Here is a 13,032-nt window from a genome sequence, read left to right as displayed (position 1 = left end):
GTGCGTTTCCCTCAGGCCTTGGCCGCCGCCTTGATGGCGGCGCGGATGCGCGGATAGGTCCCGCAGCGGCAGATGTTTCCGGCCATGGCCGCATCGATGTCGTCGTCGCTCGGCGCCTTGTTCTCATTGAGCAGGGCCGCGGCGCTCATGATCTGGCCGGGCTGGCAGAAGCCGCACTGCGGAACCTGCGCGGCGACCCAGGCCTGCTGAACAGGATGCTTTCCGTCAAAGCTCTCGATCGTGGTGATCGACTGGCCGTCGAGATCACCGATCTGCACGCTGCAGGACCGCACCGGCTGACCGCCGACGTGGACCGTACAGGCGCCGCACTGGGCGATGCCGCAGCCATACTTGGCGCCCTTGAGGTCCAGCTCATCACGCAGGACCCAGAGCAGCGGCGTGTCCGGATCGGAGGCCACCGTGATCGTCTTGCCGTTGATCGTCAGCCTTGTCATGGGCCCATCCTCCACGCCGTCGCCACGAGGTTAGGGGAACTGGCGCCGGCCACGCCAGCGCGGAATTGCGACAATCCGCGGCCGGCTTGCCAGATCGGTGGCGGCAGGCATTATCCGGACCTTGTCCGGCGGGGGCCGGCGCTCAGTATCTGGGGGTTTCGATGATTGTCTGGTCTGGCTGGGGGATTCAGGTCCCGCTTTACGTGGTGCTCGCCTTCTTCCTGGTGATTCTGGCTCTGACGCCGTTCCACCTTTCGGAGGATCTGGGGGTCGGCGTGGGCATGCTTCTCACCGGCGCCCTCGCCGGCGGCGCGATCTATTTCACGGCGCGCTGGCAGGAGTCCAAGCCGGGCCGCGAGTTCATCGACGCCAAAACCAACGAACACTTCACGGTCAAGCCGAGCGCCGGCTCGTTCTTCTTCGTCCCGACCCGCTACTGGGCCTTCATCGTCCCGCTGCTGGGCTTCATCCTCGGTGGCGCGATGATCATGAACCCGCCTTCGGCGACCGCCGAGCCGGTCCCGGCCAGCGCGCCGGCGAGCCCGACCTAGGCCGCCTTCGCCAGCTTCGACAGGGTCGTCAGGATCCGCTCGGCGGCGTCGAGCCGCTGGGCGGGGGTGTCCCACTCGCCCTTGATGACGATCTTCTGGTCGGGCCGCAGTTTCCAGACGATCTGGTTGGCCTGGATGAACTTCACCAGCGCCATAGGGTTGGCGAACGTGTCATTGCGGAAGCTGGCGACGGCGCCCTTGGGGCCGACATCGATCTTGGCGACGTTGGCCTCGCGGCACAGCCCCTTGATCGCCACAACCTTCAGCAGGCTGCTGGCCTCGGGCGGGATCGGGCCGAACCGGTCGATCAGTTCGGCCGCGAGCGCTTCCCGGTCCTGCGCCTGCTCGGCCTCGGACAGGCGGCGATAGAGCGCCAGCCGCACGTTCAGGTCCGGGACATAGGCTTCCGGGATCATCACGGCCGCGCCGGTGTTGATCAGCGGCGACCAGCCGCGATCGGCCAGCGCCTCGGCGCCCTGACGCTGCCGCAGCTCGGCGACCGCGTCCTCCAGCATCTGCTGGTACAGCTCGACGCCAATTTCCTTGATGTGTCCGCTCTGCTCGTCGCCCAGCAGATTGCCGCCGCCGCGCTGGTCGAGGTCGTGGCTGGCAAGCTGGAAGCCGGCGCCCAGGCTGTCGAGCGACTGCAGCACCTTGAGTCGCTTCTCCGCCGACAGGGTCAGCTGCTTCTCGGCGGGCGTCGTCATGTAGGCGTAGGCGCGCGCCTTGGCCCGGCCGACGCGCCCGCGCAGCTGGTACAGCTGGGCCAGGCCGAACATGTCGGCGCGGTGGATGATCAGGGTGTTGGCCGTGGGGATATCCAGACCGCTTTCGACGATCGTCGTCGCCAGCAGCACGTCGTACTGGCCGTCGTAGAAGGCGCTCATCACCTCCTCGAGCTGGGTCGGGCTCATCTGGCCATGGCCGACGACGAACTTCACCTCGGGCACCTGCTCGCGCAGGAACCGCTCGACGTCCGTCAGGTCCTTGATCCGCGGCACGACGAAATAGGCCTGCCCGCCACGGTACTTCTCGCGCAGCAGCGCCTCGCGCAGGGTCACCGGGTCCCAGGGCGTGATGTAGGTGCGGACGGCCAGCCGGTCGACCGGCGGCGTCGCGATGATGCTCATCTCGCGGATGCCGCTCAGCGCCATCTGCAGGGTGCGCGGGATCGGCGTCGCGGTCAGGGTCAGCATGTGCACGTCGGCGCGAAGCTCCTTGAGCTTCTCCTTGTGCTTGACCCCGAAGTGCTGCTCCTCGTCGACGATCACCAGCCCAAGGTCCTTGAAGCTGACCTGCTTGCTCAGCACCGCGTGGGTGCCGACGACGATCTCGATCTCGCCGTTCGAGAGCCCCTCGCGGGTCTCGGCGACCTCCTTGGCCGGCACGAGACGCGACAGTCGGCTGACCTTGATCGGCCACCCCTGGAAACGCTCGCTGAACGTCTTGAAATGCTGACGCGCCAGCAGCGTCGTCGGGCAGACGATGGCCACCTGCTTGCCGCTCATCGCCATGATGAAGGCCGCGCGGAGGGCGACCTCGGTCTTGCCGAAGCCGACGTCGCCACAGATCAGCCGGTCCATCGGCTTGCCGGAGCCCAGGTCCGTCAGCACGTCGGCGATGGCGTTCAGCTGGTCGTCCGTCTCCTCGTACGGGAAGCGGGCGCAGAACTCGTCGAACAGGCCGGACGGCGGATCGATCTCCTCGACGGCCTTCAGCTGGCGGGCGGCGGCGATCTGGATCAGGCCCTCGGCCATCTCGCGCAGGCGCTGCTTGGCCTTGGCCTTACGGCTCTGCCAACCGGCGCCGCCCAGCTTGTCCAGCTGGATGTTCTCGCCGTCCGCGCCGTAGCGCGTCAGCAGGTCGATGTTCTCGACGGGCAGGTAGAGCTTGGCCTCGCCGGCGTAGTGCAGTTCGAGGCAGTCGTGCGGCGCGCCCTGCACGTCCAGCGTCTTCAGCCCCGCATAGCGGCCGATGCCGTGATCGATGTGCACGACCAGATCGCCCGGCGTCAGGGCGCTGGCTTCGGCCAGGAAGTTGGCCGCCCGGCGCTTCTTGCGCGGTCGCGCCAGCCGGTCGCCGAGGATGTCGGTCTCGGAAATGACCGCGAGGTTGTCGGTCTCGAAGCCGGCTTCCAGCGGCAGCACGACGCGCTGCGGGATCTTCGGGTCCGCCGCCTTGGCCGCCTGCCAGTAGGGCGAGAACGGTACGCGCTTGAGGCCGTGATCCGACAGCATGGTTCCGAGCCGCTCGGACGAGCCTTCGGTCCAAGAGGCGAACAGCACGCGCTTGCCGGCGGCGGACTGGGCGGTGGCGTGATCGGCCGTCGCCTGGAACAGATTGACGCTGTCCTGCGACCGTTCGGCCGCGAAGGTCCGGCCGAGCTTGGCGCCCATGTCCACCGCGCCGATGGCGTCGCTCTGGAACGGCGTGAACCATCGGTTGGGGCGCTCGGACACCCGGGCGGCCAGCTCCTCGGCGGTCAGGTAGAGCGCGTCGGGCTCGACCGGCCGGTAGGACGACTTGCGGTCGGCGCTGGCCCGGGCGTCATAGGCGTCGGCGATCATCGCCATCCGCTCGGCCTCGGCCTCGCCGACCAGGTGGTCCATGGCGACCAGCGTATCTCCCGGCAGGTAGTCGAACAGCGTCTCGAGCCGCTCGTAGTAGAGCGGCAGCCAGTGCTCCATGCCGGCCCTGCGGCCGCCGGCGCTGACCGTCTCGTAGAGCGCGTCGTCGCCCGGGGCGCCGAACCGCGAGACATAGCCCTTGCGGAACCGGGCGATGGCGTCTGGATCGAGCAGCACCTCGCTGACGGGCAGCAGGTCGATTTCCTTCAGCTGCTTCGTCGAGCGCTGGGTCTCGGGGTCGAAGGCGCGGATCGATTCCAGGGTGTCGCCGAACAGGTCCAGCCGCACCGGCTCTTCGCCGCCCGGCGGGAAGACATCGATCACCCCGCCGCGGATGGCGAACTCGCCGCGCTCGGACACCGTCGAGGCCCGGCTGTAGCCGTTGACCGCGAAATAGCGCTCCAGGTCGCCGATCGCGACATCCTGGCCGGGTTTTGCGCTGTAGCCCGCCCGCTTGAGATCGGCCCGCGACGGCAGACGCTGCAGGATCGCCGGCGCGGCCGTCACCAGCAGCGTGGCCTTGCCGGCGAAGTCCCCGCGCGCCAGCTGCGACAGCGTCGCCATCCGCTGCGCGGCGATCCCGGCCGAGGGCCCGATCCGGTCGAACGGCAGGCAGTCCCACGACGGCAGCTGCAGCACCGGGATCTCCGGCGCGAAGAACCGCATGGCGTCGATGAAGGCGCTCGCCCGCGCTCCGTCCCGCGCCACGAACACCGTCAGACCGCCGCGCGCCCGGGCGATGTCGGCCATGACCAGGGCGTCGAACCCTTCAGGCGCACCGGTCAGCTCGAGGCGACCGTCGGCCTTCGCCACATACTTGAGATCAGCCACCGGCCGGTCGTCCTGACGGATCGAACGCCTGCAACAGGGCGAAGATCTCGGGATCGATGTGGTCTGCGACCGGGGTCTTGCCGAGGTACCAGTCGTAGATGTCCTGGTCGGCCTCATCCATCAGCGCCTCGAAGGCGTCGAGCTGGGTGTCGGTCATCTGCGGGCAATGCTTGTCCGCGAACGGCCCCAGAATGAGGTCCGCTTCCCGGAAGCCACGGCGCCAGGCCCGCAGCCTGATCTTCTTGAGGCGGATGTCGTCCATGTGGAGGCGGCGGATATAGAGCGGGTTGCCGTGCTGCGCCAGTGTGCGTGGTTCGAGACGCTCGCTTGAAGCTCGCTCCTCGCCATGACGGAAGGGGGCTGGCCGCCCCTGTCCGTCATCCTGAGGAGCGATCCCTCTGGATCGCGTCTCGAAGGACGCACCAAGACCGCGCTACACTCCCCGCGATGCGCCCCGAGATTCTGTTCCCGCTCTTTGCCCCGGTCAGCACGCTGAAAGGCGTGGGGCCGAAGGTTGAGCCGCTGGTCGAGCGGGTCGCCGGGCCGCTGGTGCGGGACATGCTGTTCCTCGGGCCGCAGTCGCTGATCCATCGCACGCCGACAACCGTCGACAGCGTCGTCGACGGCCAGGTCCACACCCTGACGGTCGATGTCGAGCTGCACACCAAACCGGCCCGCATGGACATCCCCTGGAAGATCCGCTGCTTCGACGGCACGGCCTTCCTGACCCTGATCTGGTTCAAGGGCCACGGCGACCACCTGATGCGTCAGCACCCGGTCGGGTCCAAACGGGTGGTCAGCGGCAAGATCGAGCGCTGGGGCAACGAGATCCAGATGGCGCATCCGGACTATATCGTCCCGGTCGAGCGCGCCGCCGAGATCCCCGAGACCGAGGCCGTCTATCCCGCCACGGCCGGCCTGCCCGCCCGCAACGTGCGCAAGATGGCGCATGAGGCCCTTTCGCGCGCGCCGGAGCTGCCCGAGTGGCAGGACCCCACCTGGATGGCCCGCGAGGGCTTTCCGACCTGGCGCGCGGCGCTGGAGCGGTTCCACAACCCGCAGAGCGACGCTGACCTGTCGCCACTGTCCGCGCATCGCCGACGGCTGGCCTTCGACGAACTGCTGGCCCACCAGCTGGCGCTGGCCCAGCGCAAGGCGGCGCGGCGGTCGCAGCCGGCCCCCGTGATCCCTGCCGGCGGCCTCGCCGACCGCATCGAAGCCGCTCTCCCCTGGACGCTCACCGGCGCCCAGATCCGCGCCCTGTCCGAAGTGCGCGGCGACCTGCAGTCGGGCGAGCGGATGAGCCGGCTGCTGCACGGCGACGTCGGCGCCGGCAAGACCATCGTCGCCATGCTGGCCATGGCCGACGCGGCGGAGGCAAGGCTGCAGTCGGTGCTGATGGCGCCGACCGAGATCCTCGCGCGTCAGCATTTCGAGACGATCGCCGCGCCTCTGGAAGCCCAGGGCCTGCGGGTCGTGCTGCTGACGGGTCGCGACAAGGGCGGGGTCCGCACCGAGAAGCTGATGGCCCTGATGGACGGCACGGCCGACATCGCCGTCGGCACCCACGCGCTGTTCCAGGACGACGTCCGCTTCCGCAGCCTCGGCCTGACGGTCATCGACGAGCAGCACCGCTTCGGCGTCAGCGAACGCAAGCGACTGCAGGACAAGGGCGAGAGCGTGCATCTGCTGGCCATGTCGGCCACGCCGATCCCGCGCACGCTGGAGCTGACGGTGTTCGGCGACCTCGACGTCAGCCGTATCGACGAGAAGCCGCCGGGCCGCACGCCCGTGGCGACCCGCGCCGTCCCCTCCCCGCGCATGGGCGAGATCATCGCACGGCTCCAGGAGGCGGTCCGGGGCGGCGCCCAGGCCTTCTGGATCTGTCCGATGGTCAGCGAGAGCGAGTTCGCCGACCTCGCCGCCGCGGAGATTCGCGCCCGCGAGTTGCAGAAGATCATGGGCGCCCAGGTCGGCCTGGTGCACGGCCAGATGCCGTCGGCCGAGAAGGACGCCGTGATGGCGCAGTTCGCCGAGGGTCGCCTGCCGGTGCTGGTCGCGACCACGGTGGTCGAGGTCGGCGTCAATGTGCCCAACGCCACCATCATGGTCATCGAACAGGCCGAACGCTTCGGTCTGGCCCAGTTGCACCAGCTGCGCGGCCGCGTCGGGCGCGGTCGGCGGGAGAGCGCCTGCGTGCTGCTGTACGATCCGCCGCTGTCGGAAACCGCCCAGCAGCGCCTCGATATCCTGCGCAAGACCGACGACGGCTTCCTGATCGCCGAGAAGGACCTCGAACTGCGCGGCGGCGGCGATCCGCTGGGCCTGAAACAGAGCGGTTTCCCGGCCTACCGCCTGGCCGACCCCGTCGCCCACCGCGCCATGATCGCGGCCGCCGCCGACGACGCCCGGCTGATCCTGAACCGCGATCCGGACCTGACCTCGCCGCGCGGCCAGGCGGTCCGGATTCTCCAGGAACTGTTCGACTGGCGCGCGGGCGGTTTGACTGACGCCGGGTGAAGGGTCCCAATCCAGTCCCATGAGCGATCTGCACGCCGCCCTCACCGCCATCGCGCCCCAGCTGGGCGGGATCACCATCGAGAACCTGCGTCGCCTGTCAGGTGGGGCGAGCCAGGAAACCTGGGCCTTCAGCCTCGATACGGGCCGGCCGCTGATCCTGCGCCGCAAGCCCCCGGGCACGGCCGGCGTCACCGGAACCGCAACGCCGCTGGCCACGGAGGCCGCGCTGATCCGCGCCGCCGCCCTGCAGGGTGCGCCGGTGCCGGAAGTGCTGGCCATCTGTGATCCCGACAGCGACGTCGGCGAGGCCTACGTCATGGCCGCGGTCGAGGGCGAGACGCTCGGAAAACGCATCGCCCGCGACGACAATTTCGCCGCCATCCGCCCGAAGCTGGCGTTCCAGTGCGGCGAGGCGCTGGCGAAGATCCACGCCATCCCGCTGGACGACAGCCTGCCGCCGCTCAACCGCTCGAGCGCCCTGGATGAGCTGGAGAAATACGAGACGGTCTATCGCAACCTCGGCGCCCGTCGGCCCATCCTCGAGGCGGCCTTCCGCTACCTGAAGGACCGCGCGCCGCCGCTGGACCGTCCGGTCATGCTGCACGGCGATTTTCGCAACGGGAACATCATGTTCCAGCCGGAGACGGGCCTCGCCGCCGTGCTCGACTGGGAGCTGGTCCACATCGGCGACCCGGCCGAGGACATGGGGTGGGTCTGCACCGCCTCCTGGCGCTTCGGCGGGGCCAAGCCCGTGGGCGGCTTCGGCGACTACGCCGATCTGCTGGCCGGCTACGAGGCCGCCGGCGGGACGCCGATCCCGCTGGAGCGGGTGCTCTACTGGCAGATGCTCGGGTCGCTGAAGTGGGGCGTGATGTGCGAGGGCATGTACGCCTCCTTCGCGAACGGCACGGATCCGTCGGTGGAGCGGGCGATGATCGGCCGCCGCACCTCGGAATGTGAAATCGACCTGATGGCCCTGCTGGAGCGCGCGGCATGATCACCCATCCCACAGCGCCCGAACTGATCGACTCGGTCATCCGCTTCATCGAGGAGCGCGCCGCGCCGCAGTTGAAGGACCGCGACGCCTTCCTCTGCCGGGTCGCCGTCAACGCCCTGGCCGCCGTGAAGCGCGAGATCGAGCAGGGTCCTGCGGCGGAGGTTGTGGCTGTCGAGCGTCTGCGCGCCCTGCTGGGGCAGGACGGCGACTTCGCCACGCTCAACGCGGCCCTCTGCGACGGCATTCAGTCCGGCGCCATCGATCCGCTCGATCCGGCGGTGCTGGCGCACATGAAGGCCAGCATCATCGACCAGGTGCGCATCGACCAGCCGCAGTACAGCGGCCTGAAGACCCTGACGTCCTGAACTGATCAGTCGATCCGGTGAACCGGCGAGGTCCTGACCTCGACCGGAGCCGTCAGCGGCGGGGCCATCCGGCCATAGACCTGACGTCCGAGCAGCGCTGAGACGCGCGCCTGGGCGTCCGCTTCCAGATCGCCATAGAACAGGTTGTAGGGCGTGACCTTCAACTGGTCGGCCCAGCCGCGCGCCGGCCGGAAGGCGGACGATTTCGCCTTCGACACATCGAGGAAGCCTTCGATGCATTGCGTGCGGACCTGACGCTTGAGGAACGGCGGCCGAACGCCGTAGCCCATCCCCGTCGCGTTGGCGGCGCCCAGGCTCGCCTGCTCGCCGACAGCGGCGTTGGTCCGGGTCCCCGTCAGCGGGTTTACGCACAGGACCTCACGGCCCTGCAGGCCGGTCAGGATGCCGCTGTCGTCCCAGATCAGGGCCCTGTCGCGGGTCCGGCGCCGGTCTCCGTCCCGCGGCGTCGCCCAGGCGACTACGCAGCGGGCCTGGTTGCGGCTGGTGCAGGCCGGCACGAGCGCTGTGCCGTCATAGCTGCTGGCCGGAACAATGGTCTCGATCAGATAGACGCCCGCCAGTCGCGCGCGCAGCGCCGCGTCCGGCGCGATCTCCTCGCGCAGCAGCCGTTCGAGCAGCAGGCCGCCCTGCTCCACGCCGACGATCACCAGCGGTCTGCCGCGGTCGTGGTTGGCCTTCCAGTAGCGGAACGCCTCTCGCACATCGCCATAGGCGAAGCCCCGCGCGGCGCGGGCGTCCTCGCGCAACGTCAGCTGGGAGTACAGGCTGGCCTGGCGATAGCGGGGGGCGAAGATCCGTCCGACCCGCGCGAAGGGACCGGCGTAGTTGGGCAGCATCACCCGGTCGAGCTGCCGCATCGCGTCCTGGTCGCGGAACGGCGAATTCCAGTGGTTGCCGCCGTCGAAGGTGGTCGGGTGAACCAGGAAGACGTCCGCCGGGAGTTCCGGCCCCGGCCGGACGTTGATCGGCAAGGCCCAGGCCTTGGCGTCTGCATAGTTCGGCGTGCGGGGCGGCGTGTAGGCCTGGAACGGCACCTTCGGGTCAAGCGAAGTCCGCAGGATGTCGACGCGGAACACAAACGCGCTGACGGCCACCAGCACGAACAGCACCGCCAGCCCCACAGCGATCCAGCGTTTGAATCCGGTCACGACCATGGCCCCGAGCGTTACACGACAGACCGGCGGTCGAGAACCCTATCGGTAGGGGTCGCCGGTGTTCAGATAGCCACCGACATAGTCGGCGATCCCGCTTTCCAGCGTGGTCATCTGGCCCGGATAGCCGGCCTCCCGCAGACGATCCATCTTCGCCTCGGTGAAGTACTGGTATTTGTCGCGGATCGAGGTCGGCATCGGAATGTAGTCGATCTGCGGATCGCGCCCGGCGGCCTTGAACACGTTCTCGGCCATGTCCCGGAACGAGCGCGCCTTGCCCGACCCGAGATTGTAGACGCCGTTGACCTGCTCGTTCTGGCTCAGCCACTGCACCACATCGGCGACGTCGCGGACGTAGACGAAGTCGCGCAGCTGGCCGCCGTCCTCGTAGTCGGGATGGTGCGACTTGAAGAGCTGCACCGACCGGCCGTCCTTCACATGCGGCCAGATCTGCGAGGCGACCGACTTCATCGACGCCTTGTGCTCTTCGTTGGGCCCGTAGACGTTGAAGAACTTCAGTCCGACCCACTGCGGCGGCGCGTAGTCGCGGGCGGCCTGACGGGCGGCGAACAGGTCGAACAGAGCCTTGGACCAGCCGTAGGTGTTCAGTGGCCTCAAAGCCTTCAGCGAGTCGATGTCGTCGCGATCCTCGAACCCCTGGGCCCCGTCGCCGTAGGTGGCGGCAGACGAGGCGTAGATGAGCCGGCGCTGGCGATCGGCGCACCAGCGGAACAGATCCCGCGAGAGGCCGAAGTTCTGGTGGATGATCTTGTCGGCGTCAGGCTCGGTGGTTGAGCTGATCGCGCCCATGTGGACGACAAGCGCGACATCCTGCCAGCGCTTCTCCAGCCACTCCATCATGTTTTCCGGCGCGACGAAGTCGCCGATCGGATGCTTGGAGAGGTTGCGCCACTTGCCGAGGTCGGCCTCGTGCAGCCAGTCGCACGCGACGAGGTCCAGCGACGGGTCCTCGGCCAGCCTGGCGATGATGTTGGAGCCGATGAACCCGGCCCCGCCGGTGACGAAAACAATGCGGCGGCTCATGGGGTCAGGCTTTCTCGATCATGCGGGCGATGGCGGCGGTGGTGGAATAGCCCTCGACGATCGGCGCCAGCCTGACCTCACCGCCCCAGGACTGGACGAGGTCGTGTCCGACGACCCCCTCGACGGTGTAGTCGGCGCCCTTGATCAGGACGTCGGGGCGGGCGGCGCGGATCAGCTCGACCGGCGTGTCCTCGTCGAACGGCGCGACCAGATCCACAGAGCCGAGGCCCGCCAGCACCAGCGCCCGGGACTCCAGATCGTTGACCGGCCGTCCTTCGCCCTTGAGCGCCCGGACCGAGCGGTCGCTGTTGACGCCGACGATCAGCCGGTCGCACCAGCTGCGGGCCTGGGCCAGATAGGCCACATGCCCTTTGTGCAGGATGTCGAAGCAGCCGTTGGTGAAGCCGACCTTCAGGCCCTGGGCGCGCCAGGCGGCGGCCTTCTCGGCCATCTGCGCGGGCAGGACGACCTTGGCCTCGGCCGGCGCCATGTGGGCGGCGATCTCGGCCTCGATCAGGTCATGCGGCGTTGCCACGGCGGTGCCGGCCTTGCCGACCACGACGCCGGAGGCAAGCAGCGCAAACGCCACGGCCAGATCAGGCGAGGCCTTGGCCGCCAGCGCCAGGCCCAGGGCCGCGAGCGCGGTGTCCCCGGCGCCGGAAACGTCGAACACCTCCCGCGGCTGGCCGGGAAAATGGCGCACGCCCTGCCCGCGAACCGCCAGGCTCATGCCCTTGGCGGCGCGTGTAACCAGAACCGCCTTCGCCCGTGAGAGGTCCAGCGCCCGGGCGAGGGCCGCCTCAACCTGTTCGTTGGTTTCGGTCGGCAGATCGGTCGCCGCGGCCAGTTCGGCGGCGTTCGGCTTGACGATGTCGGCCGCGCCGTAGCGAGCGAAGCTGCGCGCCTTGGAGTCCACGATCAGAACGGCGCCCGTGGCCTTCGCAGCGGCGAGGCAGGCCTCGATCACCGCGGGCGACACCGCTCCCTTGCCGTAGTCGGACAGCAGAATCGCACCCGCCTCGCCCGACGCGTGGCGAATGGCGGTGACCAGGCGGGCCTCCACCTCACGGCTCGCAGGCCGCGAGTCTTCCGAATCGACGCGCAGCAGCTGCTGGCCGGCGGCCACATAGCGGGTCTTCACGGTCGTCGGTCGGCCGCGCTCGGCGACCAGATGGCCTTCCATCCCGGCTTCGTCGCCGACAAGACCCAGGGCCTCGTTGGCGGCCGCGTCATCGCCGATCACGCCGGTCAGGGCGGCGAGGCCGCCGAGCGCGGCGACGTTGCGCGCCACGTTGCCGGCCCCGCCCAGCATGGTGGTCTCCCGACCGCGCGCCAGCACGGGCACGGGCGCCTCGGGCGAGGTCCGATGAACCTCGCCATAGACGAAGCGGTCGATCATCACGTCGCCGACGCAGACCACACGCACGCCGCTCACGGCGGTCAGCAATGACTGAAGGGAAGCCAGATCCATGCGGTCAGGGTGTGAGCTTTGACGCTAGGGTGGTCAAGCGGGCCGTCCTATATAGCTGCCCTCGAAATGTCGGCCCGGCCGCCGACTCGCTCAAGACCCGGAATGTGACCGATGCCTGTGGTGACCCTGAAACGCTGGAACTTCGCCATCGGCGAGGGGCATCCCCTGGTAGTCATCGCTGGCCTGAACGTGCTGGAAAACCTCGATCTGGCCCTGAGCGTCGGCAAGGAACTCAAGGCGATCTGCGCTGATCTCGGCCTGCCCTATGTCTTCAAGGCCAGCTTCGACAAGGCCAACCGGTCCTCGATCAAGAGCTATCGCGGGCCCGGCCTGAAGGACGGCCTGGCCATGCTGGCCGAGGTGAAGGCGCAGCTGAACGTGCCGATCGCCACCGACCTGCATGAAGCCGGTCAGGCCGAAGCGGTGGCCGCGGTGGCGGATCTGGTGCAGGTGCCGGCCTTCCTCTGTCGCCAGACCGATCTGATCGTCGCCACGGCCCGCGCCACGGCGGCGGCGGGCGGCGTCATGCACGTCAAGAAGGCGCAGTTCATCGCGCCTTGGGACTGCAAGAACATCATCGACAAGGCCCGCGAGGCGGCCCCTGACCTCGACATCATCCTCTGCGAGCGCGGCAGTTCGTTCGGCTACAACAACCTGGTCGTCGACATGCTCGGCATCGGCGAGATGCAGAAGCTCGGCGTTCCGGTGACCATCGACGCCACCCACGCCGTCCAGCTGCCCGGCGCCGATCCGCGCACCGGCGGCGCCTCGACGGGCGGCCGCCGCGCCGGCGTTCCGGTGATCGCCAAGGCCGCCATCGCCGCCGGGGCGGACGGGGTGTTCCTCGAGTTCCACCCGGAACCGGACAAGGCGCTCTGCGACGGCCCCAGCTGTCTGCCGCTCGATGGCGCCGCAGCCCTTTTGAAGACCCTGAAGGCGCTGCACGAAGCCGCCCGCGCCTGATCCGCGGGCCGATTTTCGTGGCGGGATGATCCGACC

The 13,032-nt window shown here is 68.9% G+C and carries 11 protein-coding genes; 5 read left to right on the top strand and 6 right to left on the bottom strand.

All coding sequences use genetic code 11. From position 1 onward, the window contains the following. Positions 1-11: 11 nt before the first annotated feature. On the bottom strand, positions 12-455 hold the full coding sequence (locus AC3WJT_RS13245; protein WP_492343594.1) for a (2Fe-2S)-binding protein: 444 nt from the start codon (positions 453-455) through the stop codon (positions 12-14). Positions 456-616: 161 nt separating this feature from the next. On the opposite strand from AC3WJT_RS13245, the gene AC3WJT_RS13240 reads away from it, so the two are divergent. Beyond that, positions 617-1,006 (top strand): hypothetical protein, encoded by a 390-nt coding sequence (locus AC3WJT_RS13240; RefSeq protein WP_492343593.1) that lies wholly within the window; start codon positions 617-619, stop codon positions 1,004-1,006. On the opposite strand, the gene mfd is transcribed toward AC3WJT_RS13240, so the two are convergent. Together mfd and AC3WJT_RS13230 are read right to left on the bottom strand one after the other, a co-directional pair. Beyond that, on the bottom strand, positions 1,003-4,464 hold the full coding sequence (gene mfd, locus AC3WJT_RS13235; protein ID WP_492343592.1) for a transcription-repair coupling factor: 3,462 nt from the start codon (positions 4,462-4,464) through the stop codon (positions 1,003-1,005). The genes AC3WJT_RS13240 and mfd overlap by 4 nt on opposite strands. Then, on the bottom strand, positions 4,457-4,726 hold the full coding sequence (locus AC3WJT_RS13230; RefSeq protein WP_492343591.1) for an FAD assembly factor SdhE: 270 nt from the start codon (positions 4,724-4,726) through the stop codon (positions 4,457-4,459). Before AC3WJT_RS13230 ends, mfd begins: the two co-directional genes overlap by 8 nt. 185 nt (positions 4,727-4,911) lie before the next feature. Between AC3WJT_RS13230 and recG the strand changes: the two genes are divergently transcribed. Genes recG through AC3WJT_RS13215 form a run of 3 tightly spaced genes read left to right on the top strand, consistent with a single transcriptional unit; the run spans position 4,912 to position 8,346 of the window. Next, positions 4,912-6,984, top strand: a complete 2,073-nt coding sequence (gene recG / locus AC3WJT_RS13225) for an ATP-dependent DNA helicase RecG (protein WP_492343590.1) — start codon at positions 4,912-4,914, stop codon at positions 6,982-6,984. A 19-nt stretch (positions 6,985-7,003) separates the two neighbouring features. Then, complete coding sequence (locus tag AC3WJT_RS13220) at positions 7,004-7,981, top strand: phosphotransferase family protein (RefSeq protein ID WP_492343589.1); 978 nt, start codon at positions 7,004-7,006, stop codon at positions 7,979-7,981. Then, positions 7,978-8,346 (top strand): DUF6285 domain-containing protein, encoded by a 369-nt coding sequence (locus tag AC3WJT_RS13215; RefSeq protein WP_492343588.1) that lies wholly within the window; start codon positions 7,978-7,980, stop codon positions 8,344-8,346. The genes AC3WJT_RS13220 and AC3WJT_RS13215 overlap by 4 nt, the downstream gene beginning before the upstream one ends. Positions 8,347-8,351: 5 nt before the next feature. Here AC3WJT_RS13215 and AC3WJT_RS13210 read toward each other — a convergent pair whose 3' ends face one another. The 3 genes from AC3WJT_RS13210 to rfaE2 are packed head-to-tail and all read right to left on the bottom strand — an operon-like array spanning position 8,352 to position 12,033. Beyond that, positions 8,352-9,521 carry a DUF3089 domain-containing protein gene (locus tag AC3WJT_RS13210; protein WP_492343587.1) on the bottom strand — a complete coding sequence of 390 codons (1,170 nt, stop codon included), beginning with the start codon at positions 9,519-9,521 and terminating at the stop codon, positions 8,352-8,354. A 39-nt stretch (positions 9,522-9,560) separates the two neighbouring features. Beyond that, positions 9,561-10,562, bottom strand: coding sequence for an ADP-glyceromanno-heptose 6-epimerase (rfaD, locus tag AC3WJT_RS13205; protein ID WP_492343586.1), 1,002 nt, complete (start codon positions 10,560-10,562; stop codon positions 9,561-9,563). A 4-nt stretch (positions 10,563-10,566) separates the two neighbouring features. Next, positions 10,567-12,033, bottom strand: a complete 1,467-nt coding sequence (gene rfaE2, locus AC3WJT_RS13200; RefSeq protein WP_492343585.1) for a D-glycero-beta-D-manno-heptose 1-phosphate adenylyltransferase — start codon at positions 12,031-12,033, stop codon at positions 10,567-10,569. 111 nt (positions 12,034-12,144) lie between these two features. Here rfaE2 and kdsA point away from each other — a divergent pair, with 111 nt between their 5' ends. After that, positions 12,145-12,996, top strand: coding sequence for a 3-deoxy-8-phosphooctulonate synthase (gene kdsA, locus AC3WJT_RS13195; protein WP_492343584.1), 852 nt, complete (start codon positions 12,145-12,147; stop codon positions 12,994-12,996). The last annotated feature ends 36 nt before the right edge of the window (positions 12,997-13,032 follow it).

This window comes from Caulobacter sp. FW305-C-30-S16 (assembly GCF_058783025.1).
This window is presented reverse-complemented; position numbering and strand designations above follow the sequence as displayed.

Excerpts from the sequence above, each read along its gene's own strand:
- AC3WJT_RS13230 (WP_492343591.1), bottom strand. The coding sequence starts at position 4,726 with ATGGACGACATCCGCCTCAAGAAGATCAGGCTGCGGGCCTGGCGCCGT.
- AC3WJT_RS13240 (WP_492343593.1), top strand. The coding sequence starts at position 617 with ATGATTGTCTGGTCTGGCTGGGGGATTCAGGTCCCGCTTTACGTGGTG.
- AC3WJT_RS13245 (WP_492343594.1), bottom strand. The coding sequence starts at position 455 with ATGACAAGGCTGACGATCAACGGCAAGACGATCACGGTGGCCTCCGAT.
- rfaE2 (WP_492343585.1), bottom strand. The coding sequence starts at position 12,033 with ATGGATCTGGCTTCCCTTCAGTCATTGCTGACCGCCGTGAGCGGCGTG.
- kdsA (WP_492343584.1), top strand. The coding sequence starts at position 12,145 with ATGCCTGTGGTGACCCTGAAACGCTGGAACTTCGCCATCGGCGAGGGG.
- recG (WP_492343590.1), top strand. The coding sequence starts at position 4,912 with ATGCGCCCCGAGATTCTGTTCCCGCTCTTTGCCCCGGTCAGCACGCTG.
- AC3WJT_RS13210 (WP_492343587.1), bottom strand. The coding sequence starts at position 9,521 with ATGGTCGTGACCGGATTCAAACGCTGGATCGCTGTGGGGCTGGCGGTG.
- AC3WJT_RS13215 (WP_492343588.1), top strand. The coding sequence starts at position 7,978 with ATGATCACCCATCCCACAGCGCCCGAACTGATCGACTCGGTCATCCGC.
- AC3WJT_RS13220 (WP_492343589.1), top strand. The coding sequence starts at position 7,004 with ATGAGCGATCTGCACGCCGCCCTCACCGCCATCGCGCCCCAGCTGGGC.
- rfaD (WP_492343586.1), bottom strand. The coding sequence starts at position 10,562 with ATGAGCCGCCGCATTGTTTTCGTCACCGGCGGGGCCGGGTTCATCGGC.